The organism is Enterobacter sp. RHBSTW-01064, assembly GCF_014103035.1.
In the GTDB taxonomy this organism is placed as follows: domain Bacteria; phylum Pseudomonadota; class Gammaproteobacteria; order Enterobacterales; family Enterobacteriaceae; genus Enterobacter; species Enterobacter mori.
The window spans coordinates 715064-742025 of sequence record NZ_JABXOU010000002.1 but is presented as its reverse complement, the minus strand read 5'-3'; the positions used below and the strand labels follow the sequence as shown (position 1 = coordinate 742025).

Here is a 26962-nt window from a genome sequence, read left to right as displayed (position 1 = left end):
CGACTAGAATTTATACCAGAATTAGCTGGTCGAATACGTGCACTTTTTTAGAATACGCTGTTACAAAGACTATCCGAACCTTTGGGAGTACACACAATGCAAGAAAACTACAAAATTCTGGTCGTGGATGACGACATGCGCCTGCGCGCGCTGCTTGAGCGTTATCTGACCGAGCAGGGCTTCCAGGTTCGTAGCGTCGCGAACGCTGAGCAGATGGACCGTCTGCTGACCCGTGAATCTTTCCACCTGATGGTCCTTGACCTGATGCTACCGGGCGAAGACGGGCTTTCCATCTGCCGCCGTCTGCGCAGCCAGAGCAACCCGATGCCAATCATCATGGTGACGGCGAAGGGCGAAGAGGTTGACCGTATCGTGGGCCTCGAAATTGGCGCAGACGACTACATTCCAAAACCGTTTAACCCGCGTGAACTGCTGGCGCGTATTCGCGCCGTGCTGCGCCGTCAGGCGAACGAACTGCCTGGCGCACCGTCGCAGGAAGAAGCCGTCATTGCCTTCGGCAAGTTCAAGCTGAACCTCGGCACGCGCGAGATGTTCCGTGAAGACGAGCCAATGCCGCTCACCAGCGGCGAGTTTGCGGTACTGAAAGCGCTGGTCAGCCACCCGCGCGAGCCGCTTTCCCGTGACAAGCTGATGAACCTGGCGCGCGGTCGCGAATACTCCGCAATGGAGCGCTCCATTGACGTGCAGATCTCCCGTCTGCGCCGCATGGTGGAAGAAGATCCTGCTCATCCTCGTTATATTCAGACCGTATGGGGTCTGGGCTACGTGTTCGTCCCGGACGGCTCTAAAGCATGAGGCGAATGCGCTTCTCGCCGCGAAGCTCGTTTGCCCGCACCCTGTTATTGATCGTCACTCTGCTGTTCGTCAGCCTGGTGACGACCTATCTGGTGGTGCTGAACTTTGCGATCCTGCCGAGCCTCCAGCAGTTTAATAAGGTCCTTGCCTACGAAGTCCGTATGCTGATGACCGATAAGCTGCAGCTGGAGGACGGCACGCAGCTCGTCGTTCCCCCGGCGTTTCGCCGTGAAATCTACCGTGAGCTGGGCATTTCGCTCTACTCCAACGAAGCGGCGGAAGACGCTGGCCTGCGCTGGGCGCAGCACTACGAATTCCTTAGCCAGCAGATGGCGCAGCAGCTGGGTGGCCCAACGGAAGTGCGCGTTGAGGTCAACAAAAGCTCGCCGGTCGTCTGGCTGAAAACCTGGCTCTCACCCAATATCTGGGTGCGCGTCCCGCTGACCGAAATCCATCAGGGCGACTTCTCGCCGCTGTTCCGCTACACCCTGGCCATCATGCTGCTGGCGATAGGCGGCGCGTGGCTGTTTATCCGTATACAGAACCGACCGCTGGTCGACCTGGAGCACGCGGCGCTGCAGGTCGGTAAAGGGATTATTCCTCCACCGCTGCGCGAGTATGGCGCCTCAGAAGTCCGTTCGGTGACGCGCGCGTTTAACCATATGGCGGCAGGCGTGAAGCAGCTGGCGGATGACCGTACGCTGCTGATGGCGGGGGTCAGCCATGACCTGCGCACGCCGCTGACGCGTATTCGCCTGGCGACGGAGATGATGGGGGAAGAGGACGGTTACCTTGCCGAGTCCATCAACAAGGATATCGAAGAGTGTAACGCCATTATTGAGCAGTTCATCGATTACCTGCGCACCGGGCAGGAGATGCCGATGGAAATGGCTGACCTGAACGCAGTGCTGGGCGAGGTGGTGGCTGCGGAAAGCGGCTACGAGCGTGAGATTGATACCGACCTGCAGGCGGGGGAGATCCAGGTGCGCATGCATCCGCTCTCCATCAAACGTGCAGTGGCGAACATGGTGGTCAACGCGGCTCGCTACGGCAATGGCTGGATTAAAGTCAGCAGCGGTTCTGAACTCAACCGCGCCTGGTTCCAGGTGGAAGACGATGGCCCTGGCATTAAGCCTGAGCAGCGTAAGCATCTGTTCCAGCCGTTTGTGCGTGGCGACAGCGCGCGCAGCACCAGCGGAACCGGTTTAGGCCTGGCGATTGTGCAGCGTATTATCGATAACCATAACGGATTGCTGGAGATTGGCACCAGCGAACGGGGTGGGCTGAGTATTCGCGCCTGGCTGCCGGTACCGGTGACGCGGGGGCAGGTGAAAGAGAGTTAAAAAAAGGGTGGCACTCGCCACCCTTTTTTGTAGGTCGGGTAAGGCGAAGCCGCCACCCGACATGGACTACAGTTTTGGACCCGCACTCACCAGCGCAGCACCCGCCGGGGTATCGGTATACTTCTCGAAGTTCTCAATAAACAGCTTCGCCAGCGATTCCGCCTTCTCACGCCACTGCTCCGGAGAACCGTACGTATTGCGCGGGTCGAGGATATGCGTATCCACACCCGGCAGCGACGTTGGGATCGCCAGGTCAAACATCGGCAGCGTGAAGGTTTCAGCGTCGTCCAGAGAACCATCCAGAATGGCGTCGATAATCGCGCGGGTATCTTTGATAGAGATACGTTTGCCGGTACCGTTCCAGCCGGTGTTCACCAGGTAGGCCTGCGCGCCGGATGCCTGCATGCGTTTTACCAGCACTTCAGCGTACTGCGTCGGATGCAGCGACAGGAAGGCCGCGCCAAAGCAGGCGGAGAAGGTTGGGGTTGGCTCCGTCACGCCGCGCTCGGTTCCGGCCAGCTTGGCGGTAAAGCCCGAGAGGAAGTGGTACTGCGTCTGGCTGGCGGTCAGGCGAGATACCGGAGGCAGCACGCCGAACGCATCCGCCGTCAGGAAAATCACCTTCGTAGCATGACCCGCTTTTGACACCGGCTTCACGATATTGTCGATGTGGTAAATCGGATACGACACACGGGTGTTTTCGGTTTTCGACGCATCGTCGAAGTCGATGGAGCCGTCGGCACGCACGGTGACGTTTTCGAGCAGCGCGTCGCGGCGGATCGCGTGGAAGATATCCGGCTCTGCCTCTTCAGACAGTCGAATGGTCTTCGCGTAGCAGCCGCCTTCGAAGTTAAACACGCCGTCGTCGTCCCAGCCGTGTTCGTCATCGCCAATCAGGCGGCGTTTCGGATCGGTAGAGAGAGTTGTCTTCCCAGTGCCGGACAGGCCGAAGAATACCGCCACGTCGCCTTTCTCGCCGACGTTCGCCGAGCAGTGCATGGAGGCGATACCGCGCAGCGGCAGCAGGTAGTTCATGACCGAGAACATCCCTTTCTTCATCTCGCCGCCGTACCAGGTACCGCCAATCAGCTGGATACGCTCGGTCAGGTTGAAGGCAACAAAGTTTTCGGAGTTCAGACCCTGCTCTTTCCACTGTGGATTCGTGCATTTCGCGCCGTTCATCACGATGAAATCTGGGGTGAAGTCCTGCAGCTCTTCGTCGGTAGGACGAATAAACATGTTTTTCACGAAATGCGCCTGCCAGGCCACTTCGGTAATGAAACGCACGGAAAGTCGGGTGTCGGCGTTAGCGCCGCAGAAAGCGTCGATAATGAACAGGCGCTTGCCGGAGAGTTGGTGAGTGACGAGCCCTTTCAGATGCTGCCAGGTCTCCGGGGAGAGCGGTTTGTTGTCGTTCTTCCCTTTGCCCTTATCAGCCCACCACAGCGTATCGCGGGTGGTTTCGTCTCGGACGATATACTTATCTTTCGGCGAACGACCGGTAAAAATACCGGTATCGACGGCGATAGCACCAAGGTTTGTCAACACACCTCGCTCGTATCCTTCCAGTGCTGGATTGAGCTCTTCCTGATACAGCGTATCGTAATCGGGGTTGTAGACGATTTCCTGGACGTCGTGAATACCATAAGCCATGAGATCTTGCGGGGTTAAACCAGTAACACGCATATCACTGCTCCTTAGCCAATATGTACTGCCTGAAATTGTAGGGTTTTTCTGAGGTTGTTAACCGCGACGGGGCTCATAGATTTACGTATCTGGACAAAACCCTTACTAACGGAAAACGCTGCGACTCCAGTCACAGCGCAGGCGGATTATCGCAGGAATCGCTTTTTGGTTGTGGAAAATGTTCCTAAAAGGTTAAGGGCTGGTGAATTTAACCGAAGGAATGTGAATGTAATCGCATACACGTAAGAAAATTACGTAAGAGTTACATAGGGAAAACGATTCAGCTTGGGGGGAGTTTTTTACTCCTCACCCCAGCCCACTCCCAAAGGGGAGAGGGTTAGGGTGAGGGGAAAGAGGTTTAGTGAACCTGCGGATCCGCCGGGGAGGCGTTATTGCGGATCTCGGCGATATCCATCGAATTGAACACGTAGTGCGTACCGCAGTAGTCACAGTGCATGTCGATTTCACCGTCTTCCGCCATGATGCTGTCGATCTCTTCGTCAGGCAGCGTTTTCAGGGCGCCCGCGCAGCGCTCGCGGGAGCAGGTGCACTTAAACTCCACCGCCTGCGGGTCGTATACCGTCACTTCTTCTTCGTGGTACAGACGCCACAGCACGTCGGTCGCCGACAGGTTGAAGAGCTCTTCTGCTTTGACGGTTTCGGTCAGCGTCGCCAGGTGCTCAAAATCATTGGTCTGCGCATCCTGTGCAGGCAGAACCTGCAGCAGCATACCGCCAGCAGCAGGCTGACCGTCAACTTCACCGGTGCGGATGAACAGACGGGTTGGCAGCTGTTCAGACCGCATGAAGTAGTCTTCCAGGCAGGCTGCCAGGGTATCGCCTTCCAGCCCGACCACGCCCTGATAGCGCTCGCCTTCCTCCGGGGAGATGGTGATCACCAGATAGCCATTGCCGACCAGCGTTTTCAGATCCGCATTTTCAGGGACTTCGCCCTGAACGCGCGCAACGCCGCGCATCTGCTGCTGGTTGTTGCCGTTGATCACCGCCAGCGTCATCGGGCCGTCACCCTGCAGCTGCACGGTGATATCGCCAGCGAATTTTAGCGTGGCGGTCAGCAGGCTGGTGGCAACCAGCAGTTCGCCCAACAGGGTTTTCACCGGCAGCGGGTAGTTGTGGTTTTCCAGAATCTGTTTCCAGGTTTCGGATACGGTGACCAGCTCGCCGCGCACGGCGAATTGTTCAAACAGATAGCGGTGTAATTGGTCGTGTTGGGCCATTTTCATCTCTCGTGCAGGTGAGGGTTACTCGGTCTCACCGTGTTTAAATTTCATCAGATCGCGGCGCTCTTTTTTATCCGGTCGCCGGTCCGGGTGAGGCATCGTCAGCGCGTTCATTTTGCGCGCCAGCGCGGTTTTCTCACGCTTTTCAATGCTTTCAGCTGTCTCTTCATAAAGCTGTGTGGCTTCGGTTGCGGGACGTCGCTGTTCGGTAATGGCTTTAATCACTACCGTTTTTTCATCATTACCCTGGCGCAGCGTTAAGGTGGCATTCAGCTCAACCATCTTGCTCGGCTTGCTGCGCTGACCGTTGTAATGCACTTTGCCACCATCAACCATTTCGCGGGCAAGGGCGCGCGTTTTATAAAACCGGGCCGCCCATAGCCATTTATCCAGTCTTACCCCATCAGAGGGTTTTTCTTTCATGGCGTCTCCTTCACGGTGAGTGAGGGGATCATCCGGCGATAGTCGTTCAGCCCCGGATGCCGCAGGTAGCTTTTTTCAGCCAGTCCGGAATCAGGATTGGTCACGCCCAGACAATAGCGAATGCCAAACGTCGCGGCGGCATCCAGAATCGGCTCGCTGTCGTCAATAAACAGCGTACGTTCCGGCTGCAAACCGGTCTCCTCCGCCACCGCATGCCACAAACGCTGATCCTCTTTCGGATAACCAAATGTGTGGGTGGAAAGTAATAAATCAAGGTGTGACGCCAGACCCGTATGTTCCAGCTTCACGGCCAGATTATGAGGATGCGCGTTAGTCAGCAAAATGCGGCGCTTACCGCTGGCTTTCAGGGCATCCAGGAACGGCACCGTATCGTCGCGCAGTACCGCGCGTGGCCCTTGGGCGGTGGTCATGGCACAAATATCCAAACCGAGGCGCTCGCTCCAGTAGTCCAGACAGTACCAGTTTAGCGTATGCTGCACGGCGCTATATTGCGAACGAATGAATTCCTGTGCTTCTGCCGGAGAGATACCCTGCTGTTTACCGTATGTTTCGGGCACCAGTTGTTGCCAGAAAAAGTTATCAAAGGCGAGATCAAGCAGCGTGCCGTCCATATCCAGCAGGACGGTATCGACCTCCTGCCAGGCAATATCAAGATGCATTTAGGGGAACTCCAGCCAGAAGAAACGTGCGCGACAGGGTAGCACAACTTGCCGCGCAGTGACGTTATCCGATCAGGCTCTCAGAGGATGAGATGAGTTTAGGATTGAGGCAATTTTCGTAATACTGCTGAATCTCAGCAAGCCGGGTGCGCGAACGCTGATAGCGGCGCAAGGCCATAAAGCCGTTCCAGAAAATGCATGCCAGCATCGCCATCATCAGCAGAGATGTGCCGATATAACGCCACAATCCTGCGCTATCCGGCATTCGGTGCAGGTCGACATGGCGCGTGCCATTGGCGTCTGTGAAGATACGTGTGACGATCCCTTCCGCGCTGAACGGCGTTTGCATCAGCATTTGAGCAAGGCGCTGGAACTCTCCCCACTGCTCCTGAGCCGGGTAGTCATATAACGCAACTTGCGGATAAGGCTGATCAACCAGATCGCTCCCCTCATCGCTGACAATCACAAAGCCGCCCGGAGCCGGGCTGTTTAACGCCTGGGCTGCTCGGGTGGTTTCGCGCATCACAAACGGCGCGGTGGAGGTGGCGACCAGGTTATCCAGAGATTCAGCGCTGACCGGACGCAGCAGCACGTTGACGCCGTCCAGGCGTCCTGCTTCCGCGCGTTTCACCAGCGCATCCCAGTCCTTGCTGTTCCCGAGATTCACCAGTGCATTTTTAAGCCGCACGCACTCGTCCTGAGCAGAACAGAGATCTTCTGTTTTCAGGACGATTTCACCAAAGTCATCCAGCAGTACCATGCCCGATTTCTGAATTGCCGAACGCAGGGCAGGGCTAACGCGGGAATCGTCATCAGGTTTCGGATGCAGCTGGCGGCTGACCGTCTCGGTGAGCGCCGTGGCTTTATTCACGACATCGGATTCAGGCAGCGGCAGCGGAGGCGCATCGTTCCAGATAATTTGCGAACAATCAAACGGCATAAATGGCGAATTCTGACGTGTGTTCCATGCGCCAGGCGCATGGATGTTACACATTCCGGTCCCTTGCAGACGCAGCGTATCACCCACGCGTATGCCGGCGTCTTCCAGTTGCTTCACGCTGGTGGCTTCCACCGTCTGCGCCCCTTTAATCCATGACAGGGTGAACTTAATGGGCATATCCAGCGGCACGAAAAGTAGCAGCATCAAAAAGACCAGCGCAGCGCCGCCAGCAATGACCGTGCTGCGAAGCCAGTGCTGAAGCGGGAAGTTTTTTACTTCATCGTGCAGAGACAGATAACGCCCCTGACGCACCACGTGGCGGTCGAGGTAGATATCGATATCGGTTTTATGCCCTAAATCCTGGGCGATCCACGGCTGCCAGTGGCGCGGATAGATAAGGTCGATAATACCGAGCGAGATATTATTGAGATGCTCCTGATCGTTCTCGCCGAAGAGACCCCAGCGCTTTGGTGTTCCACGCAGGCAGTGAATTTCACGCAGCGACGTTTTCGTCGGAGGGGCAAACAGACCCCACAATCCGGCCGCCAGGAGCAGAACTGCGCCGCCCGCCAGCCAGGGAACGAAAACATCTGGCGTGAGCAGACAGAAGAAAAAGAGCAGAAATGCCGCAACAATCAGCACCGCTTCACGAATACCATCCGGGCGGCTTAAGGCGTACTCTTCATGCGTCTCCTGACGAATGTTCAGCAGTTCAATCTGCTCTGTCTCTTCACCGCGAATGCTGGCCTGCGTTGAACTTGCCCGTTCCAGCGCGAAGCGCGGCGCTTCATGCACGTACTCATTGAGGTGATGGCCGTTTAGCGAGATAACCAGCGGCAGGGAGTCGGTATGAATCAGCTCTACGCTGTTTTCATCATTAATGTACTGTTCCCAGAATGGCGGCAGATGGACCTCGACAGAATCCAGGTAATAACGCCATTTGTTAGGGTCGTCAGTCGTAATGCCGTAACGGGTGATCGAGCGCGTCACGCAGAGCACGGTATCGCTTTGTGCGTTAAGATTGAGGGAGACCGGCGCAGTACTGGCACCCGTTGGCCCTGGAGACTGCTGAGCGCGGTTCAGGTTATCGAGGTAGTGTTCAATGGCGCTGCGTTCTTCAGGCGCGAGCTTACGTGTCGTCGCACCCGCAAAAGCGTTTAAAAAGGGCAGTCGATATCGACGCTGTACGCGACGCCTGTACGCCCACCCTGCAACCAGCGCGGCGGCCAGCATAGCAGTGAGAACAATCAAAATGGTGCTCATGCTTTCCCCATCTTACTTATCTTACAGGTGTAGTCAGTAGCACCTTTAACATGAATGAGAGTCTGTGGTTGGCTATCGGCAAGTATGGAGTCGAACTTGAGCATTCTGAAGCGCATCCCAGTGACCGATGATAATAGCAAAGCCTGTGATGGCGCGATATCAGCAAATTCCTGGAAACATTTCAACCTCTTGACATTTGTTTTGAATTAAGGATTGATTCCAGTTACGTTGCATAAATGTAAATAAAGTACAATTGACATTGCCCAAACCGTGCGGCATATCGCACAATAACGCCAGTTCACACAGCAAAGACCCGTCAAGATGAGCAAACCACTACAAAAACCCACCATTCTGAGCGTTGAAACCGTCGCTAAATCGCGCCTGTTTAATGTGGAAAGTGTGGACCTGGAGTTCAGCAACGGTGTGCGTCGCGTTTACGAACGTATGCGCCCCTCTTCGCGTGAAGCAGTGATGATTGTCCCCATCGTTGACGATCACCTGATCTTGATCCGTGAATACGCGGTAGGAACTGAATCTTACGAACTTGGATTCTCCAAGGGCCTGATCGATCCGGGTGAGACCGTTTTCGAAGCCGCCAATCGTGAACTGAAAGAAGAGGTCGGTTTTGGCGCGAATGAGCTGTCGTTCCTGAAAAAACTGAGCATGGCACCGTCCTATTTTTCCAGCAAAATGAATATAGTGGTGGCGGAAGATCTCTATCCAGAATCGCTGGAAGGAGACGAGCCGGAGCCGCTGCCGCAGGTTCGCTGGCCGCTGGCGCATCTGATGGATTTACTGGAAGATCCGGACTTTAACGAAGCGCGTAACGTGAGCGCCCTGTTCCTGGTACGCGAGTGGTTGAAAGGGCAGGGGCGGCTGTAGGTCATAAAAAAGCCGGGTGGCGGCTTCGCCTTACCCGGCCTGGAATTCTTTGCCCGGTTTTTACCGGGCATTTTTATGCTTAAAACAACTCGTGCGTTTCGCCGTTATCGATAATTTCTGTTCCCACCTCATGCACCGCCTGCCTGGTTGGCTGCGTGCCTTCGATGAAATACTCTTCACGGCTATTTCCGCCATTGGCGAGCTGCCCGGTGTTGCGGTCAATGTTGACCGTCACAATGCCCGGCGGAGGCGTTAGCGGCTGCTCCGGCACGCCTTCCAGAACGGATTTCATGTATGCATCCCACGCCGGTTGCGCACTCTTCGCGCCGCCTTCGTAACCGGAGATCTGATCTTTAATCGCGCCGGAGGCGGTGGTACGACCCAAATCGCGGCGGTGATCGTCAAAGCCGATCCAGACAGAAGTGACCACACCCGGCCCGTAACCGGAGAACCACGCATCTTTCGAGCTGTTGGTGGTCCCCGTTTTCCCACCGATGTCGCGGCGTTGCAGATCACGTCCGGCACGCCAGCCGGTGCCTTGCCAGCCCGGTTCACCAAAGATATTGGTATTCAGCGCGCTCTTAATCAGGAACGACAGCGGCGTGTTGATCACGTGCGGGGCATACTCCTGCGCACCGGTCTGGGCAACCAGCGCCTGGTTAGCCTGCTCCAGCTGAGGCTGTGGTACCGCTGAGTTCTGCTGTTCCTGAGAAATGGCGACATCTTCCATGTCTTTGTTTTCAAGTACGTTAGACTTCTGCGTATCGCCGTAAATGACCGGAATATCGCACTCTGCACAGGCGATTTTTGGTTTCGCCTCGAACAGCACGCCGCCCTGGTCGTTCTCAATTTTACTGATGAAGTACGGATCGATCAGGAACCCGCCGTTCGTCATTACCGCATAACCGCGCGCGACCTGAAGCGGCGTAAAGGACGCGGAGCCCAGCGCCAGCGATTCGGTATGGACGATATTCTGCGCCGGGAAGCCGAAGCGCTGCAGATACTCTGCCGCATAGTCAACGCCCATGGCGCGCATGGCGCGAACCATCACCACGTTTTTCGACTGCCCCAGACCCTGACGAAGACGGATTGGGCCCGCATATTGCGGTGGAGAGTTCTTCGGCTGCCAGTCAGAACCCGCACCGGCATCCCAGCGGGAAATCGGTACGTCGTTGAGAATACTGGCGAGCGTCAGCCCTTTATCCATCGCGGCGGTGTAGAGGAACGGCTTGATGTTAGAGCCAACCTGACGCAGCGCCTGAGTGGCACGGTTAAATTTGCTCTGGTTGAAATCAAACCCGCCGACCAGCGCCATCACCGCACCGTTTTGCGGATTAATGGAGACGAGCGCGGAGTTCACGTCTGGCACCTGTGCCAGCCACCACGCATCGCCCACCTGGCGAACCCAGATTTGCTGACCCGTCTGCACCGCGTCCGTCACTTTGCGCGGCGTCGGGCCTTGCAGCGTGTCAGAGCGGTACGGACGGGCCCAGCGGATCCCGTCCATTCGCAGCGAGACGGACGTGCCGTCAGCCAGCAGAGCGACGGCCTCCTGCGGATCGGCCTGTGTGACAACGGCTGGCAGCAGCGGGCCATAGGTTGGTAGTGTTTTCAGCGAGTCGGTGATTTTCTTGCTGTCCCACGCGCTTTCGCCCACTTTCCACAACACGTTCGACGGGCCGCGGTAGCCGTGGCGCATGTCGTAATCCATCACGTTGTTACGCACGGCCTGCTGTGCCGCCTGCTGAACTTTGCGGGTCACCGTGGTGTATACGCGATAGCCGTCTTCATAGGCCTTCTCGCCATAACGGCTCACCATCTCCTGACGAACCATCTCGGTGAGATACGGCGAGGAGAAGGCGATTTCCGGCGCATGGTAGTTGGCGTCGATAACATCGCTGCGTGCCTGGTCGTACTCGGTCTGGCTGATGTAGCCTTCGCTCAGCATACGCGACAGCACCACGTTACGACGCGCAGTCGCACGGTCCATGGAGTAGAGCGGGTTGAACGTGGATGGCGCTTTCGGCAGACCGGCGATGGTCGCCATTTCGCTCAGCGTGAGTTGTTCTACCGGCTTACCAAAGTACACCTGCGCAGCAGCGCCAACGCCATAGGCGCGGTAACCGAGATAGATTTTGTTGAGGTAAAGCTCAAGGATCTCGTCTTTGCTCAGCAACTGCTCGATGCGGATCGCGAGGAACACCTCTTTGATCTTACGCGTTAGCGTCTTTTCAGGGCTGAGGAAGAAGTTACGCGCCAGCTGCTGCGTAATGGTACTGGCCCCCTGAGAGGCATGACCGGAGAACAACGCTATGCTGGCGGCGCGGAAAATCCCCACCGGATCGACGCCGTGGTGCTCGTAAAAACGGCTGTCCTCGGTGGCGATAAAAGCGTTCACCATCACGGGAGGAATTTGCTTTAAGGTCAGCGGGATACGGCGTTTTTCGCCATATTGCGCCATGAGCTCGCCATCGGCGCTATAGACCTGCATTGGGATCTGGAGTCGCACATCACGAAGCGTGGCGACATCAGGTAGCTGCGGCTCAATATATTTGTACAAACCATAAATCGAGCCTGCTCCCAGCAGAATGCAACAGACTGCAAGGATCAATAAATACTTTACGAACTTCACCGGAGATTTCCCATCTGGTTTCACTTGGGCAGTTTCTAAACAATCGCGCGGTAGTATAAAGGCAAGCCTGATTCATTGATATAGCCGTCACTCTGACGGGCGATAAGGAGATCGTGAAGTATGGCTTTCAAAACCTGGCAAACGGGCATTCATATTCAACAAGATAGGGTGCTCATCGTAGCGCTGACCAAAGAGAAGTCAGGGTGGCGTTTACGGCGCTGGTGGGCTGTTTCCCTGGCAGACGGGATTATCCGCGACGGGAAAATTCTCAAGCCAGAACATCTGGTTGCCGCGTTACGCGACTGGCGGCGGGCGTTGCCCCATTACCACCGGGTATTCCTCTCATTTCCCGCTGCGCGCACGTTACAACGCTCGCTGCCGCGCCCGTCCATGGCCCTTCGTGACAGCGAGCAGGTTTCCTGGGTGGGTTCCACGCTGTCCCGGGAGCTGGAGATGTCCACAGACGGGCTGTGCTTTGACTATGTGGAGGACACGTTCAGCAACACATTTCATGTTACGGCGGCGCAAAACAACGAAGTCGATGCCCTTTTGTTGTTGGCAAAAACGCTGCGCTTGCGGTTAGCGGCTATCACGCCGGATGCAGGCGCGTTAGGGAATCTTCTGCCTGCCGTTGCCCCTGCTCAGTGCGTCGCCTGGCGGGATGGGCACCAGTGGCTGTGGGCGATGCGCCACCAGTGGGGACGGCGCTACGCCACAGAAGCGAAAGATGTCACCGAGCTGGCGGCTCTGCTTGCGCTCTCTTCTGATGACATCGTTCAGTTCGATGCCACACGTGACCCCTGGAAACTGCTGGTCAGTTGCCAGCCTCCTTTACCCGAGTGCGGTGCTGTTTTTACCGTCGCGCTGGCGTTGGCCATGAGTGAGGTGCCTGAATGAGCACGGCGAATTTTTTACCGTGGCGACAGCAGCGCCGGATGCGCTGCCTGCGCTTCTGGGGCGTGCTGTTTATCGCTTCATTGCTGGTGACGCTGACCCTCGGGCTTGGCCTGCGGATGAATCATGACGTGAAGCTGCGTGGGCTACAGAGTGAACTGGCGGGAATCAACGCGGTGCAGCAAATACTGAAAACACGTCAGCGCCCCTCTGCACCCCCAGCAACGACTGAGGTGGAATCTCGTCCCGTCGCATGGCAACCGGCACTGGAGTCACTCTCTGCCGTGATGCCAGCGCAAGCCTGGCTTTCAGCGTTACGTTATCAACCGCCTGTGCTTACGGTGAGCGGGTATGCCTCCGCCCTCCCGGCGCTTGCGGCCATGACGGATGCGCTGAAACAGGTGGCAGGGTTTAGCTTCGGGTCTGCTGGTGAACTGCAGCAGGATAGCCAGGGCCGCTGGGTGTTCACTTTTCAGCTTAAGCGCCGGGGGTAGGCCGTGGAACAACGTCTGCAACGCTGGGTAGAAATCCGCTCTTCTGTGCGGGTGATCTGCTGGTGCGTGGTGTCCGGGGTTATTGCCATGGCCGTATGGGGGCTTCTGGTCCGGCCCGCTGGGTTGAAGTGTGCAGAACTTGAGGCGTTATCCATTCGCGCCAGGCAATTGAATACCGCGTTGTGGCCTGGGGCCGGACGGCAACCCGTGGCGCCAGCCCGGCGCGAGATGCCGCCCGTTCAGCCCTTCTCGCCGCTGGATTTTCAGGACAAGAGAACCGCGCTGGTGCACTGGAAACCGCAGCAGAACGGCGGGGAACTGGTGCTGGATGCGCTATGGTCAGATGTCCCAGCGCTGTTTTCCCGTCTGGCGCAGCAGGCGGTGAGCATCAGCGCATTTAACCTTGTCCCTGAAGGCGCAACGCTACGCCTGAGCCTGCAGCTGGAGAGCGATCATGCGCAGTAAGGTGCGCTACCTGATTCTCTTTTCGCTGCTGTTTCTGACTGGAATGCGCGATCCCTTCCAGCCCCCGGAGGATAGCTGCGCGGTTGGGCAGCTCGCCCGGTGGCGATATCAGGGAATGGTGAGTGGCAGCATGGAAACCGGCATTTTGCGCGACGGGCAACAGCGCTGGCACCGCGTGAAAAGGGATGAACGTTTACCGCCTGGCTGGCGGGTGAGCAAGATGGATCAACAACAGCTGACCGTGGATGTCGGGGACCTGTGTGAACCGACGCAATGGACATGGCAACGAGAAGGAACGAATAAAAGTGACGTTAAGGATACTGCTGTTACTGCTGGCGATCAGCCAGCCCCTGTGGGCCGCCGCGCCAAAACCCGTCACCCTCGTGGTGGATGATGTCCCTGTCGTACAGGTGCTGCAGGCGCTGGTGGCGCAGGAGAACCGTAATCTGGTGGTATCGCCGGATGTGACGGGCTCGCTTTCGTTGAATTTAACGCGCGTGCCCTGGCGACAGGCGCTGCAGACGGTGGTGACCAGTGCCGGGCTGGTCCTTCAGGAAGATGGCGGCATCTTTTATGTCCATACTGCCGCCTGGCAGCGCGAGCAGCAGGCACGGCGGTTGCTTGAGGCACCGCTCGTCTCACAGAGCATTCCGTTCACCTGGGCGGATGCCGGAGACGTGCAAAAAAACGCCGAAAGGCTCCTGAGCCCGAAGGGCAGTTTATCCGTCGATAAGCGCACAAATCGACTGTGGGTGCGGGATAATCAGAGCGTCGTGGACGTGCTAAAGCGTTGGGCGGAGCAGATGGACCTGCCCGTTGAGCAAGTGGAGCTTTCGGCCCATATCGTCACCATTAACGAAAAAAGCCTGCGTGAACTGGGGGTGAAATGGAATCTCGCAGAGGCTACAGAGGCCGGTAAAGTGGGGCAGGTCACGACGCTCGGGGCAGATCTGTCGGTCGCCAGTGCGACCACGCACGTCGGGTTTAACATTGGGCGCATCAACGGCAGGCTGCTGGATCTGGAACTGTCGGCTCTGGAGCAAAAACAGCAGGTGGATATTATCGCCAGTCCACGGTTGCTGGCGTCCCATATGCAACCGGCCAGCATCAAGCAGGGCAGCGAAATTCCGTATCAGGTCTCCAGCGGCGAGAGCGGCGCGACCTCCGTGGAATTTAAAGAGGCCGTGCTAGGGATGGAGGTCACGCCGGTGGTGCTGCCGGGAGGGCGCGTGCGTCTGAAGCTTCACATCAGCGAAAACATGCCGGGCCAGGTGCTTCAGCAGGCCGATGGCGAAACGCTGGCAATTGATAAGCAAGAGATAGAAACGCAGGTGGAGGTAAAAAGCGGAGAAACGCTGGCGCTGGGCGGCATTTTCTCGCAAAAGAATAAAACCGGGAGTGATAGCGTGCCGGGGCTGGGGAAAATCCCCTGGATTGGGCAACTGTTCCGTCACGACGGCAAAGATAACGAGCGGCGCGAGCTGGTGGTGTTTATTACGCCACGCCTGGTCGGTATTCATTAATGGGTAACGATCCCCGCAATGATTTTGCATTCAGTTTGTTGCAGATGTTTGACGTGGGGCATGAATTAGCATACAAGGAGTACCGATTTGAGTTGGACTTACGTCTTATTACCTTATGCGTCTGGTGCGGTGATTTAATCAGTTGCCAAACAAGCCGGAGTATTGAGATAATTTTTAGTCTGACTCTCGCTCTATTGCATATGAGGTTTCAGTTCATGTCCTGCTACGCTGGGTGTCTGCGAAGCGGGGATTACCATTAACGAATAGTCTTAGTAGTACCGAAAAAATGGCAGAGAAACGCAATATCTTTCTGGTTGGGCCTATGGGTGCCGGCAAAAGCACTATTGGGCGTCAGTTAGCTCAACAACTCAATATGGAATTTTACGATTCTGATCAAGAGATTGAGAAACGAACCGGAGCGGATGTGGGCTGGGTCTTCGATGTAGAAGGCGAAGAAGGTTTCCGTGACCGAGAAGAAAAAGTGATCAACGAACTCACGGAAAAACAGGGCATTGTGCTGGCAACTGGCGGCGGCTCTGTTAAATCTCGCGAAACCCGCAACCGTCTCTCCGCCCGTGGTGTAGTGGTCTATCTTGAGACAACTATCGAAAAACAACTGGCACGTACGCAGCGCGATAAAAAGCGCCCGCTGCTGCAGGTTGAAACGCCACCACGTGAAGTTCTGGAAGCCCTGGCAGGCGAACGCAATCCTCTGTACGAAGAGATTGCTGATGTGACCATTCGTACTGACGATCAGAGCGCTAAAGTGGTTGCAAACCAGATTATTCATATGCTGGAAAGCAACTGATTCTGGCTTTATATACACTCGCCTGCGGGTAAAAGCATTTAAGGTGGATGTCGCGTCATGGAGAGGATTACAGTTACTCTCGGGGAACGTAGTTACCCTATCACCATCGCGGCTGGTTTGTTTAACGACCCAGCTTCCTTCTTACCACTGAAAGCGGGTGATCAGGCGATGCTGGTCACCAATGAGACACTGGCTCCGCTTTATCTTGACCGCGTGCGCCACCTGCTTGAGCAGGCGGGCGTGAAGGTCGACAGTGTGATTCTGCCCGATGGCGAGCAGTATAAAAGCCTGACGGTGCTTGATACCGTCTTTACCGCACTTCTGCAAAAACCGCACGGTCGCGATACGACACTGCTCGCCCTCGGCGGCGGTGTTGTAGGCGATCTTACAGGCTTTGCAGCCGCCAGCTATCAACGTGGCGTGCGCTTTATTCAGATCCCAACGACCTTGCTGTCACAGGTCGATTCTTCTGTTGGTGGCAAAACCGCCGTCAACCATCCGCTCGGTAAAAACATGATTGGCGCATTCTACCAGCCGGCATCGGTGGTGGTGGATCTCGACTGTCTGAAAACCTTACCTGAGCGTGAGCTGGCGTCTGGTCTTGCAGAAGTGATCAAATACGGCATTATTCTTGACGGTGAGTTCTTCACTTGGCTGGAAGAGAATATGGATGCCCTGCTGCGCCTTGACGGGCCAGCGTTGGCGTACTGTATTCGTCGTTGTTGTGAGCTGAAAGCAGAAGTCGTTGCAGCAGACGAGCGCGAAACGGGCTTACGTGCTTTACTGAATCTGGGGCATACGTTTGGTCACGCGATCGAAGCGGAAATGGGCTACGGTAACTGGCTTCATGGCGAAGCGGTCGCGGCCGGTATGGTCATGGCTGCGCGTGCGTCTGAGCGCCTGGGTCAGTTCAAACCGGAAGAGACAGCACGCATTATTGCGCTGCTTGAACGTGCCGGGTTACCAGTGACAGGGCCGCAGGAGATGTCTGCGCAGGCGTATCTACCCCACATGATGCGCGATAAAAAAGTATTGGCAGGTGAGATGCGTCTGGTACTCCCGCTTGCAATAGGGAAGAGTGAAATGCGCGGCGGAGTGCCGCACGATGTCGTTCTTGGCGCTATCGCTGATTGTCAGCAGGCGTAACAACTAGAAAGGTCAGGCCACTGTTACCGGTGGTCGTTTAGCTTCAGGTGAAATGTAAAGTCGTTGGCATAAGCCTTTGAGTGGGGTGTTAAATGGATGAATTCAAACCAGAAGACGAGCTGAAACCCGATCCCAGCGATCGTCGTACTGGTCGTTCTCGTCAATCTTCAGAACGTGATAACGAGCCGCAGATCAACTTTGACGATGTTGATCTGGATGCAGACGATCGTCGCCCTTCACGCAGCCGTAACGCGCGTGATGAGCGAGAAGAAGAGGATTATGAGTCCGAAGAAGATTCAATGGACGAAGAGCCTGTAGAGCGTCGCCCGCGTAAACGTAAAAAAGCGGTAGCGGCGAAACCGGCTTCCCGCCAGTACATCATGATGGGGCTGGGCGTTCTGGTACTGCTGCTGCTGATTGTCGGCATTGGTTCCGCGCTGAAAGCACCCTCAACGAATTCAGCCGATCAGATGGCTTCTACCGAGAAGAGCATCAACCTGTCAGGTAACGATGCGACCGACCAGGCAAACGGTGCGCAGCCTGCACCGGGTACCACGTCTGCAGAGCAGACTGCGGGTAATACAACGACTCCGCAGGATGTGTCTTTGCCGCCAGTCTCTTCTACCCCGACCGAAGGGCAGGCACCTGCTACGCCAGAGGGCCAGCAGCGTGTAGAGGTTCAGGGCGATCTGAACAACGCACTGACGCAGCCTCAGAACCAGGATCAGATGAACAACGTGGTGGTCAACTCTACGCTGCCAACTGAACCTGCAACCGTCGCGCCGATTCGCGGTAGCAATGCACAACCGCAAGCAACTGCAACCGCGCCGACAACGGAAACCAAACCGCGCCAGACGCAGACTGCACCGCGTCAGGAACGCAAACAGGCCGTGATTGAGCCGAAGCGTGAAAGCAAGCCGCAGACTGTAGCTAAAGCGCCTGAAGTGAAAGCGCCAGCGCAGACCAAACCTGCAGTGAGCGAGCCGGTGAAAGCGCCAACGGCAACAGCAGCGCCAAAAGCGACAGCAACCACAACGGCACCTGCAGCGACGGCAGCACCAACTGCAACGGCAACCACTTCCAGCGCAGCAGCAGGTAAAACGGCAGGCAACGTGGGTTCTCTGAAATCTGCGCCATCCAGCAATTACACCCTGCAGCTGAGCAGTTCGTCTAACTATGACAACCTCAACGGTTGGGCGAAGAAATCAAATCTGAAAAACTACGTTGTTTATCAGACGACCCGCAACGGGCAGCCGTGGTATGTGCTGGTGAGCGGTGTGTATGCTTCTAAAGATGAAGCGAAACGCGCCGTTGCAACACTGCCCGCTGATGTCCAGGCGAAGAACCCGTGGGCGAAGCCGATTCATCAGGTGCAGGCCGATCTGAAGTAATGTTTAAAGCGCAGGATGCTGTCGGAGCTTTCTCCACAGCCGGAGAAGGTGTAATCAGTTAGTCAGCATGAAAAAAAATCGCGCTTTTCTGAAATGGGCAGGGGGGAAATACCCCCTGCTCGACGATATTAAAAAGCACCTGCCGAAAGGCGAGTGTCTTATCGAGCCCTTCGTGGGCGCTGGATCGGTATTCCTGAATACCGATTTTTCTCGTTATATCCTGGCGGATATCAACAGCGACCTTATCAGCCTCTATAACATTGTTAAGCTGCGTACCGATGAGTATGTGGAAGAGGCGCGGAAGCTGTTTACCCCTGAGAACAACCATCCTGACGTTTACTATCAGTTCCGCACTGAGTTTAATCAGAGCCAGGATCCGTTCCGTCGCGCACTGTTGTTCCTCTACCTCAACCGCCATGGCTACAACGGCCTGTGCCGGTATAATCTGCGCGGCGAATTTAACGTGCCGTTTGGTCGCTACAAGCGTCCTTACTTCCCGCAGGATGAGTTGTACCACTTTGCTGAAAAAGCGCAGAATGCAGAATTCCATTGTCTCTCCTATGAGGAGTGCATGGAGTTGGCTGGCGTAAACTCGGTCGTCTACTGCGACCCGCCTTACGCCCCGCTCTCTGCGACGGCAAATTTTACCGCTTATCACACCAACAGCTTCAGCCCTGCCGAGCAGGCGCGTCTGGCGGAGATGGCGGAAAAGCTGGTCAGCAAAAGAATTCCGGTGTTAATTTCGAATCACGATACCCCTGATACGCGCGAATGGTACAAAGCCGCGAAGCATTTTCAGGTCAAGGTGCGGCGTAGCATTAGCAGCAACGGCGGCACACGTAAAAAGGTGGACGAACTCCTGGCTCTTTATCGCCCCTGAGCCGTTTTGCCCGCCGGTAAATACATTTCAAGGAGATGCGGATGAAACAGTTTTTGATTGCTCCCTCAATTCTGTCGGCCGATTTTGCCCGCCTGGGTGAAGACACCGCCAACGCACTGGCGGCTGGCGCGGATGTCGTCCATTTTGACGTTATGGATAACCACTACGTTCCCAATCTGACCATCGGTCCTATGGTGCTCAAGGCGCTGCGTAGCTACGGCATTACCGCACCGATTGACGTGCACCTGATGGTAAAACCGGTTGATCGCATCGTGCCTGATTTCGCCGCGGCGGGCGCCAGTATCATCACTTTTCACCCGGAAGCCTCAGAACACGTTGACCGCACGCTGCAGCTGATCAAAGAGAACGGCTGTAAAGCGGGCCTGGTCTTTAACCCGGCTACGCCGCTGAGCTATCTCGACTACGTGATGGATAAGCTGGACGTGATCCTGCTGATGTCCGTTAACCCGGGCTTTGGCGGCCAGTCGTTCATTCCTCAGACGCTCGATAAACTGCGTGAAGTGCGCCGTCGTATTGACGAGTCAGGTTACGATATTCGTCTGGAAGTGGATGGCGGCGTGAAAGTGAATAACATTGGTGAAATTGCGGCTGCGGGCGCGGATATGTTCGTTGCAGGCTCAGCGATTTTCGACCAACCGGATTACAAAAAAGTCATTGATGAAATGCGCCGTGAACTGGCGAAGGTAAGTCATGGATAAATTGCAGGCAACCCGGGGTATCGCATTTGACCTCGACGGCACGCTGGTCGACAGCGCGCCTGGCTTAACGAGCGCCGTCGATCAGGCGCTGTATGCGCTCGAATTACCCGTTGCGGGCGAAGAGCGCGTGGTGACGTGGATTGGCAATGGCGCAGATGTGCTGATGGATCGCGCCCTGACCTGGGCTCGTCAGGAACGCGCATCGCAGCGTGCTGCGCAGGGTAAACCGAGCGTCGATCACGCCGACATTCCTAAAGATGAGCAGCTGCGTATTCTGCGTAAACTGTTCGATCGTTTCTACGAAGAGACCGTTGAAGAGGGCAGCTTCCTGTTCCCGGATGTTGAACAAACGCTGAGCGCACTTCACGCCAAAGGCATCCCGCTGGGTCTGGTGACGAACAAGCCGACGCCGTTTGTCGCACCGCTTCTGGAAGCGCTGGATATCGCGAAGTATTTCTCCGTGATTGTGGGCGGCGACGACGTGCAGAACAAAAAGCCGCACCCGGAACCGCTTCTGCTGGTGGCAGGAAAATTATCCTTAACGCCTGCGGAGCTGCTCTTTGTCGGTGATTCCCGTAATGATATTCTGGCTGCCAGAGCGGCAGGCTGTCCTTCCGTGGGATTAACCTATGGCTACAACTACGGTGAGGCCATCACGCTGAGTGAGCCGGATGTCGTGTTCGACCACTTCAAAGATTTGTTGCCCGCACTCGGGCTTTCGCACAGTGAACATCAGGAATTGAATAATGACTAAGCCCATCGTTTTTAGTGGCGCACAGCCGTCAGGTGAATTGACCATTGGTAACTACATGGGTGCGTTACGTCAGTGGGTCAGCATGCAGGATGACTACCATTGCATTTACTGCATCGTGGATCTCCATGCAATTACCGCGCGTCAGGATCCTGAGAAGCTGCGCAAAGCCACGCTGGATACCCTGGCTTTATATCTGGCCTGCGGTATCGATCCAGAGAAGAGCACCATCTTCGTTCAGTCTCACGTGCCAGAGCACGCACAGCTGGGCTGGGCGCTGAACTGCTACACCTATTTCGGCGAGCTGAGCCGCATGACCCAGTTCAAGGATAAATCCGCGCGCTACTCTGAAAACATCAACGCCGGTCTGTTTGACTATCCGGTGCTAATGGCGGCTGACATCCTGCTGTATCAAACCAACCAGGTGCCGGTGGGTGAAGACCAGAAGCAGCACCTTGAGCTGAGCCGTGATATCGCCCAGCGCTTCAACGCGATTTACGGCGATGTGTTTAAAGTGCCAGAGCCGTTCATTCCAAAATCCGGTGCGCGCGTGATGTCGCTGCTGGAGCCGACCAAGAAGATGTCCAAGTCTGACGATAACCGCAACAACGTTATCGGCCTGCTGGAAGACCCGAAATCGGTGGTTAAAAAGCTCAAGCGTGCGGTCACCGATTCCGACGAGCCGCCTGTTGTCCGCTACGACGTGCAGAACAAAGCGGGCGTCTCCAACCTGCTGGATATTCTCTCCGGTGTCACCGGCCAGAGCATTCCTGAGCTGGAGCAGCACTTCGAAGGCAAAATGTACGGCCACCTGAAAGGTGAAGTGGCAGACGCCGTTTCCGGCATGCTGACCGAGCTTCAGGAGCGCTATAACCGCTATCGCAACGACGAAGCCTTCCTGCAGAAGGTCATGAAAGACGGCGCGGAAAAAGCCAGCGCGCGCGCGTCCGAAACCCTGAAAGCGGTGTACGAAGCGATTGGGTTTGTCGCGAAACCTTGAGTCTGCTTGCCGGGTGGCGCTGACGCTTACCCGGCCTACGGGATCGTGTAGGTCGGGTAAGGCGGAGCCGCCACCCGACGAAAAACCGCCCAAACAAAAAAACCGGGAAATCCCCGGTTTTTTTACGCCTGAAAATCGCTTACTGCTGCGCCGCCGGGCCGCAACCGCCGATGATCTTCGAAATGGAGATCGCCGGGTGCAGCAGGTAATCGTAGCTGCAGTTATTTTTGGTGTTTTGCACGTGACCGGTGCAGGCGGTCAGAGTCGATAACAGGCCAACCAGAACGGCGGCTTTTGCCAGTTTGAACATACGCATTCCTTGTCTTGAAACTTAAATTGGATGTAACACGAGGGAATAAATGGAAAAGTTCCATTTCAGGGCGGTATGTTATCGACAGCGGTAACAGGGGAGTAGTCCGGTTAAGGACTACTCGAAGAAGAACGGATATGCGTTAGTGATTAGAGAACCAGTTGAGTTTTTCGCGCAGTTCAACCACACGGCCAACAATAATCAGCGCCGGACTCTCTACCTGCTGCGCCAGTTCACCAAGCTGCGTCAGCACACCATCCACCACGCGCTGCGTAATGGCGGTACCGTTTTCCACCAGCGCGACCGGCATATCTGCCTCCATGCCATGTTCCAGCAGTTTCGCCTGAATAGTCGCGGCCTGATTAAGCCCCATATAGAACACCAGCGTCTGCTTTTCGGCGGCCAGGTTGTGCCAGTCCAGCTCGCTGCCGGTTTTCAGGTGCCCCGTCACCAGACGCACGCTCTGGGCGTAATCACGGTGGGTCAGCGGAATGCCAGAGTAGGCTGAACACCCGGACGCCGCCGTAATGCCCGGCACGACAGAGAACGGAATGCCCGCGTTGCACAGGGTTTCCAGCTCTTCGCCGCCGCGACCAAAGATAAACGGATCGCCGCCCTTAAGGCGCACCACGCGTTTACCTTTCTGCGCCTCGCGCAGCAGGATCTGGTTAATCTCCTCCTGGGGCACGCAGTGGTAGCCCGCGCGTTTGCCGACGAACACGCGGTCGGCGTCGCGGCGCACCAGGTTCATGATGTCATCGGAGACCAGGCGATCGTAAACCACGATATCGGCCTGCTGGATCTGCTGCAGCCCTTTCAGCGTCAGCAAACCTGCATCGCCGGGACCTGCGCCCACCAGCACCACTTCACCGCGGTGATCCAGCGGTTCGCTCAGCAGCTGTTCGGTCGTCTCTTCAACGGCTTTCGCGTCCTGATTCGCCAGCGACTGTGCCAGCCTGTCGTTAACAAAGAATTTCTCCCAGAAGCGGCGACGCTCGCCTACGGTGGAGAAAGTTTGCTTCACGCGGGTACGAAGCTGCCCGGCGTAATGGGCTATCTGACCAAGATGCTGGGGCAGCACGGCCTCCAGCTTTTCCCGCAGCAGGCGGGCGAGAACCGGCGAGCGACCGCCGGATGACACTGCGATCATCAGCGGCGAACGGTCGATAATCGACGGCATGATGAAGCTGGCCTCTTTCGGCGCATCCACCACGTTACAGAAGATACGTCGCGCTTCGCAGGCGTCACTGACGCGCTGGTTCACTTCATCGTTATCCGTCGCAGCGATGGTCAGCCAGCAGGTATCCAGCAGGGATTCATTAAACTCACCCTGCTCCAGCGTGAGCATCCCTTCCTGAGCCCAGACCTCAAACTGTGGGGCGAAGTCGAGGGCGTTGACGGTGAGTCGGGCGCCAGCCTCTAACAGCAGGCGCGCTTTGCGTTCAGCCACGTCGCCGCCGCCCACGAGCAGGCAGTCGCGGTTGCGTAATTGACAAAAAATCGGCAGGTGATCCACGACGTTACCTCGCAGCATTCATGGAGGGGGTAATAATTGACGTCAGGATAACAGCAGGAATCGCACAGAACATACGGTTTTTCCTGCCGTTACCCATAAGGGGTCATAAGCTTTTCGTATTGAAAAGGCGGGGGATTAGCCTTTCAGCTGCACCTTACCGTCCTTCACGCGGGCGTCGTAGTGCTTCACGGAGACATTTTCATCTTCCATGCAGCGTCCGTCAGTTAAGCTGAAGCGCTGCTTTTTCAGCGGGCTGGCAACCCACAGTTCACCCTGATGCTCGGCAATCAATCCACGGGAGAGCACGCTGGCCTCGAAGAACGGGTCAATATTGCTGATGGCATAAACCTGTTCATCGTGGCGAGGGCGGAAAATCGCGACCTGCTCGCGGCCCAGCAGCGCACATACGCCGGTGGCGGGGATAATGTCGTTAATATCGCAAATGTTTATCCACTGGCTCATGCGTTTTCCTCCACCAGCGTCACTGGGATGCGTTCATACGGCGTTGCCGGGCGATGCTGTTCACGCTCCGGCACTACCTGCACGTTCGGGTCGCGCTGGGTGCTGTTGATAAAGTGTTTGAAGCGCGTCTGCGCCGCAGGCGTGTTCACGGTTTCAGTCCACTCGCAGATCACCGCCTCGCGCAGGCGCGCCATTTCGGCTTCCAGCTGTTCGTTCAGGCCCAGCTTATCGTCGATGATGACGGACTTCAGGTAGTCGATGCCGCCTTCCAGGTTATCCAGCCAGGAAGCGGTACGGGTCAGCTTATCGGCGGTGCGGATGTAGAACATCATGAAGCGGTCGAGATACTGAATCAGCGTGTCGCGGTCAAGATCCGCGGCCAGCAGGTCCGCGTGGCGTGGCTTCATCCCGCCGTTGCCGCAGACGTACAGGTTCCAGCCTTTCTCGGTGGCGATGATCCCCACGTCTTTACCCTGCGCTTCCGCACATTCACGGGTACAGCCGGAGACGCCAAACTTCATTTTGTGCGGGGTGCGGATGCCTTTGTAGCGGTTCTCCAGCTCCACGCCGAAGCCCACGCTGTCGCCCACGCCGTAGCGGCACCAGGTGCTGCCCACGCAGGTTTTCGCCATACGCAGCGCTTTGGCATACGCGTGGCCGGTTTCAAAGCCCGCTTCAATCAGCTGACGCCAGATTTCCGGCAGGTCGTCCTTCTGCGCGCCAAACAGGCCGATACGCTGGGAGCCGGTGATTTTGGTGTACAGGTTAAATTCACGGGCGATACGGCCCACGGCCACCAGCCCTTCCGGCGTGATTTCGCCACCGGCAGAACGTGGGATAACGGAATAGGTCCCGTCTTTCTGAATGTTCGCCAGGAAGTTGTCGTTGGTGTCCTGCAGCGGCGTGTGCTCCGGCTTGAGCACGTACTCGTTCCAGCAGGAGGCCAGCAGGGAGCCGACGGTCGGTTTACACACTTCACAGCCGTAGCCCTGGCCGTGCTTCGCCAGCAGTTCGTCGAAGGACTTGATGCCTTCCACGCGGATCAAGTGGTACAGCTCCTGGCGAGAATACGCGAAGTGCTCGCACAGGTTGTTGTTCACTTCGATGCCTTGTTTCGCCAGCTCGGCGTTCAGCACCTGAGTGACCAGCGGAATACAGCCGCCGCAGCCGGTACCGGCTTTGGTTTCCGCTTTCAGCGCCGCCACGGTGTGGCAACCCTTGTTGATGGCGGAAATCAGCATGCCTTTGGTGACGTCGAAGCAGGAGCAAATCTGCGCGCTGTCGGGCAGTTTATCCACCCCGATAGACGGCTTGCCGCTGGAGGCATGCGCCGGGAGGATCAGCGCGTCCGGGTTCTCCGGCAGCTCGATGGCGTTCAGCACCAGCTGGAGCAGGTTGCCGAAGTCGCTGGTATCGCCCACCAGTACCGCACCGAGCAGGGTTTTGTTGTCCTGGCTGACGATGAGGCGTTTGTAGACTTCTTTACTTTCGTCGAGGTAGACGTAGCTGCGGGAATTCGGGGTACGACCGTGCGCATCGCCAATACCGCCTACGTCCACACCCAGCAGCTTCAGCTTGGCGCTCATGTCTGCGCCGGTAAACGCGTTTTCGGTGCCGAGAATGTGGTCAACGGCGACCTGCGCCATTTTGTAGCCCGGCGCCACCAGACCGTAAACGCGATTGTTCCAGCTAGCGCATTCGCCGATGGCGTAAATATCCGGATCGGAGGTTTGGCAGGCATCGTTAATCATGATCCCGCCGCGCTGCGCCACGGCGAGACCGCACTGGGTCGCCAGCTTGTCGCGCGGACGAATACCGGTGGAGAAGACGATAAAGTCCACTTCCAGCTCGCTGCCGTCGGCAAAGCGCATGGTTTTGCGCGCTTCTGTGCCTTCCTGCACGATCTCTTTGGTGTTCTTGCTGGTGTGAACCTTCACGCCCATGCTTTCGATTTTACGCTTAAGCTGGTCACCACCCATGTGGTCCAGCTGTTCGGCCATCAGCATCGGGGCAAATTCGATGACGTGGGTTTCAACGCCGAGGTTTTTGAGCGCGCCAGCCGCTTCCAGACCCAGTAGTCCGCCGCCGACCACCGCGCCGCGTTTGCTTCGACGGGCGCAGGATTCGATGGCGTTGAGGTCTTCAATGGTACGATAAACGAAGCAATCCTGCGTTTCTGAGCCTTTGATAGGCGGGATCCACGGATAGGAGCCAGTCGCCATGATCAGCTTGTCGTAAAAAACCGTACGCCCGGCGCTGGAGTGGATCACTTTTTCCTGACGGTTGATGGTGATAGCGCGTTCGCCCACCAGCACTTTTACGCCATGCTTCTCGTAGAAACCTTCACGCACCAGAGAGAGCTCTTCGGCGGTATGATGGGAGAAGTAGGAAGACAAGTGCACGCGGTCGTACGCCTTGCGGGGTTCTTCACAGAACACGGTAATGTCGAAACGGTCGGCGTCGGCTTTATCGAGAAGATCCTCAATAAAGCGGTGGCCGACCATGCCGTTACCGATGATAGCGAGTCTGACTTTGCTCATTTTTGCCTCGATTTCTTTTTTATTACTGCCTACCTTAACGATTCAGCAGGGGCACTTATTGATGCAAATCAAATACGCCTTCACCTACCCACAAGGTGGTATATAACTGATTTGTCAGGATTTTTATAAGTTATGGAATTTGCAGGCTTTTCGTATTC

The 26962-nt window shown here is 56.4% G+C and carries 25 protein-coding genes; 15 read left to right on the top strand and 10 right to left on the bottom strand.

Translation table 11 applies throughout. From position 1 onward, the window contains the following. The first annotated feature begins 96 nt into the window (after positions 1-96). Entirely contained in the window at positions 97-816 is a 720-nt protein-coding gene (gene ompR / locus HV355_RS09555) for a two-component system response regulator OmpR (RefSeq protein WP_001157751.1), read from the top strand. Beyond that, a complete protein-coding gene (gene envZ / locus HV355_RS09550; protein ID WP_023309494.1) occupies positions 813-2159 on the top strand; it encodes a two-component system sensor histidine kinase EnvZ in 1347 nt (448 codons plus the stop codon). Before ompR ends, envZ begins: the two co-directional genes overlap by 4 nt. A gap of 66 nt (positions 2160-2225) precedes the next feature. On the opposite strand, the gene pckA is transcribed toward envZ, so the two are convergent. From pckA to HV355_RS09525, 5 genes are all read right to left on the bottom strand, one after another. Then, positions 2226-3845, bottom strand: a complete 1620-nt coding sequence (pckA, locus tag HV355_RS09545; RefSeq protein WP_120159447.1) for a phosphoenolpyruvate carboxykinase (ATP) — start codon at positions 3843-3845, stop codon at positions 2226-2228. Positions 3846-4203: 358 nt separating this feature from the next. Next, positions 4204-5082 (bottom strand): Hsp33 family molecular chaperone HslO, encoded by an 879-nt coding sequence (gene hslO, locus HV355_RS09540; protein ID WP_010436401.1) that lies wholly within the window; start codon positions 5080-5082, stop codon positions 4204-4206. A 24-nt stretch (positions 5083-5106) separates the two neighbouring features. After that, the gene (gene hslR / locus HV355_RS09535; protein ID WP_042718914.1) at positions 5107-5508 is read right to left on the bottom strand and encodes a ribosome-associated heat shock protein Hsp15; all 402 of its coding nucleotides are present in this window, start codon (positions 5506-5508) and stop codon (positions 5107-5109) included. Further along, positions 5505-6188, bottom strand: a complete 684-nt coding sequence (yrfG, locus tag HV355_RS09530) for a GMP/IMP nucleotidase (RefSeq protein ID WP_100167351.1) — start codon at positions 6186-6188, stop codon at positions 5505-5507. The genes hslR and yrfG overlap by 4 nt, the downstream gene beginning before the upstream one ends. Before the next feature lie 64 nt (positions 6189-6252). Beyond that, positions 6253-8391, bottom strand: a complete 2139-nt coding sequence (locus HV355_RS09525) for an intracellular growth attenuator family protein (protein ID WP_089598562.1) — start codon at positions 8389-8391, stop codon at positions 6253-6255. Positions 8392-8712: 321 nt separating this feature from the next. Here HV355_RS09525 and nudE point away from each other — a divergent pair, with 321 nt between their 5' ends. After that, complete coding sequence (gene nudE / locus HV355_RS09520; protein ID WP_010436390.1) at positions 8713-9273, top strand: ADP compounds hydrolase NudE; 561 nt, start codon at positions 8713-8715, stop codon at positions 9271-9273. 79 nt (positions 9274-9352) lie between these two features. On the opposite strand, the gene mrcA is transcribed toward nudE, so the two are convergent. Beyond that, a complete protein-coding gene (mrcA, locus tag HV355_RS09515) occupies positions 9353-11905 on the bottom strand; it encodes a peptidoglycan glycosyltransferase/peptidoglycan DD-transpeptidase MrcA (protein ID WP_120159449.1) in 2553 nt (850 codons plus the stop codon). A gap of 120 nt (positions 11906-12025) precedes the next feature. Here mrcA and HV355_RS09510 point away from each other — a divergent pair, with 120 nt between their 5' ends. The 12 genes from HV355_RS09510 (at position 12026) to trpS (ending at position 21976) form a co-directional block, all read left to right on the top strand. Continuing rightward, positions 12026-12802, top strand: coding sequence for a DNA utilization protein HofM (locus tag HV355_RS09510; RefSeq protein ID WP_120159450.1), 777 nt, complete (start codon positions 12026-12028; stop codon positions 12800-12802). After that, the gene (locus HV355_RS09505) at positions 12799-13293 is read left to right on the top strand and encodes a PilN domain-containing protein (protein ID WP_120159451.1); all 495 of its coding nucleotides are present in this window, start codon (positions 12799-12801) and stop codon (positions 13291-13293) included. The genes HV355_RS09510 and HV355_RS09505 overlap by 4 nt, the downstream gene beginning before the upstream one ends. Positions 13294-13296: 3 nt before the next feature. After that, complete coding sequence (locus tag HV355_RS24265) at positions 13297-13758, top strand: DNA utilization protein HofO (RefSeq protein ID WP_346010235.1); 462 nt, start codon at positions 13297-13299, stop codon at positions 13756-13758. Continuing rightward, positions 13748-14152, top strand: a complete 405-nt coding sequence (locus tag HV355_RS09495; protein ID WP_182401691.1) for a HofP DNA utilization family protein — start codon at positions 13748-13750, stop codon at positions 14150-14152. The genes HV355_RS24265 and HV355_RS09495 overlap by 11 nt, the downstream gene beginning before the upstream one ends. Beyond that, positions 14064-15281: a DNA uptake porin HofQ gene (hofQ, locus tag HV355_RS09490; protein ID WP_126816061.1), complete on the top strand. Its 1218-nt coding sequence runs from the start codon at positions 14064-14066 to the stop codon at positions 15279-15281. The genes HV355_RS09495 and hofQ overlap by 89 nt, the downstream gene beginning before the upstream one ends. 286 nt (positions 15282-15567) lie before the next feature. Next, the gene (aroK, locus tag HV355_RS09485) at positions 15568-16089 is read left to right on the top strand and encodes a shikimate kinase AroK (protein WP_010436374.1); all 522 of its coding nucleotides are present in this window, start codon (positions 15568-15570) and stop codon (positions 16087-16089) included. A 57-nt stretch (positions 16090-16146) separates the two neighbouring features. After that, the gene (gene aroB, locus HV355_RS09480) at positions 16147-17235 is read left to right on the top strand and encodes a 3-dehydroquinate synthase (RefSeq protein WP_042715390.1); all 1089 of its coding nucleotides are present in this window, start codon (positions 16147-16149) and stop codon (positions 17233-17235) included. Between the two features lie 92 nt (positions 17236-17327). After that, the gene (gene damX / locus HV355_RS09475) at positions 17328-18626 is read left to right on the top strand and encodes a cell division protein DamX (RefSeq protein WP_182401689.1); all 1299 of its coding nucleotides are present in this window, start codon (positions 17328-17330) and stop codon (positions 18624-18626) included. A gap of 67 nt (positions 18627-18693) precedes the next feature. Then, entirely contained in the window at positions 18694-19506 is an 813-nt protein-coding gene (gene dam / locus HV355_RS09470) for an adenine-specific DNA-methyltransferase (RefSeq protein WP_042715393.1), read from the top strand. Between the two features lie 41 nt (positions 19507-19547). Next, positions 19548-20225 (top strand): ribulose-phosphate 3-epimerase, encoded by a 678-nt coding sequence (gene rpe / locus HV355_RS09465; RefSeq protein ID WP_010436362.1) that lies wholly within the window; start codon positions 19548-19550, stop codon positions 20223-20225. Then, on the top strand, positions 20218-20979 hold the full coding sequence (gene gph, locus HV355_RS09460) for a phosphoglycolate phosphatase (RefSeq protein WP_100167359.1): 762 nt from the start codon (positions 20218-20220) through the stop codon (positions 20977-20979). Before rpe ends, gph begins: the two co-directional genes overlap by 8 nt. Next, positions 20972-21976 carry a tryptophan--tRNA ligase gene (trpS, locus tag HV355_RS09455; RefSeq protein WP_010436358.1) on the top strand — a complete coding sequence of 335 codons (1005 nt, stop codon included), beginning with the start codon at positions 20972-20974 and terminating at the stop codon, positions 21974-21976. The genes gph and trpS overlap by 8 nt, the downstream gene beginning before the upstream one ends. 139 nt (positions 21977-22115) lie before the next feature. Here the strand turns inward: trpS and HV355_RS09450 are convergent, their stop codons facing one another. From HV355_RS09450 to nirB, 4 genes are all read right to left on the bottom strand, one after another. Further along, on the bottom strand, positions 22116-22286 hold the full coding sequence (locus HV355_RS09450) for a YhfL family protein (protein ID WP_008503029.1): 171 nt from the start codon (positions 22284-22286) through the stop codon (positions 22116-22118). 142 nt (positions 22287-22428) lie between these two features. Beyond that, positions 22429-23802, bottom strand: coding sequence for a siroheme synthase CysG (gene cysG / locus HV355_RS09445; RefSeq protein WP_172701518.1), 1374 nt, complete (start codon positions 23800-23802; stop codon positions 22429-22431). Between the two features lie 135 nt (positions 23803-23937). Continuing rightward, positions 23938-24264: a nitrite reductase small subunit NirD gene (gene nirD, locus HV355_RS09440; protein WP_148401269.1), complete on the bottom strand. Its 327-nt coding sequence runs from the start codon at positions 24262-24264 to the stop codon at positions 23938-23940. After that, the gene (gene nirB / locus HV355_RS09435) at positions 24261-26804 is read right to left on the bottom strand and encodes a nitrite reductase large subunit NirB (protein ID WP_100167361.1); all 2544 of its coding nucleotides are present in this window, start codon (positions 26802-26804) and stop codon (positions 24261-24263) included. Before nirB ends, nirD begins: the two co-directional genes overlap by 4 nt. Between the last annotated feature and the right edge of the window lie 158 nt (positions 26805-26962).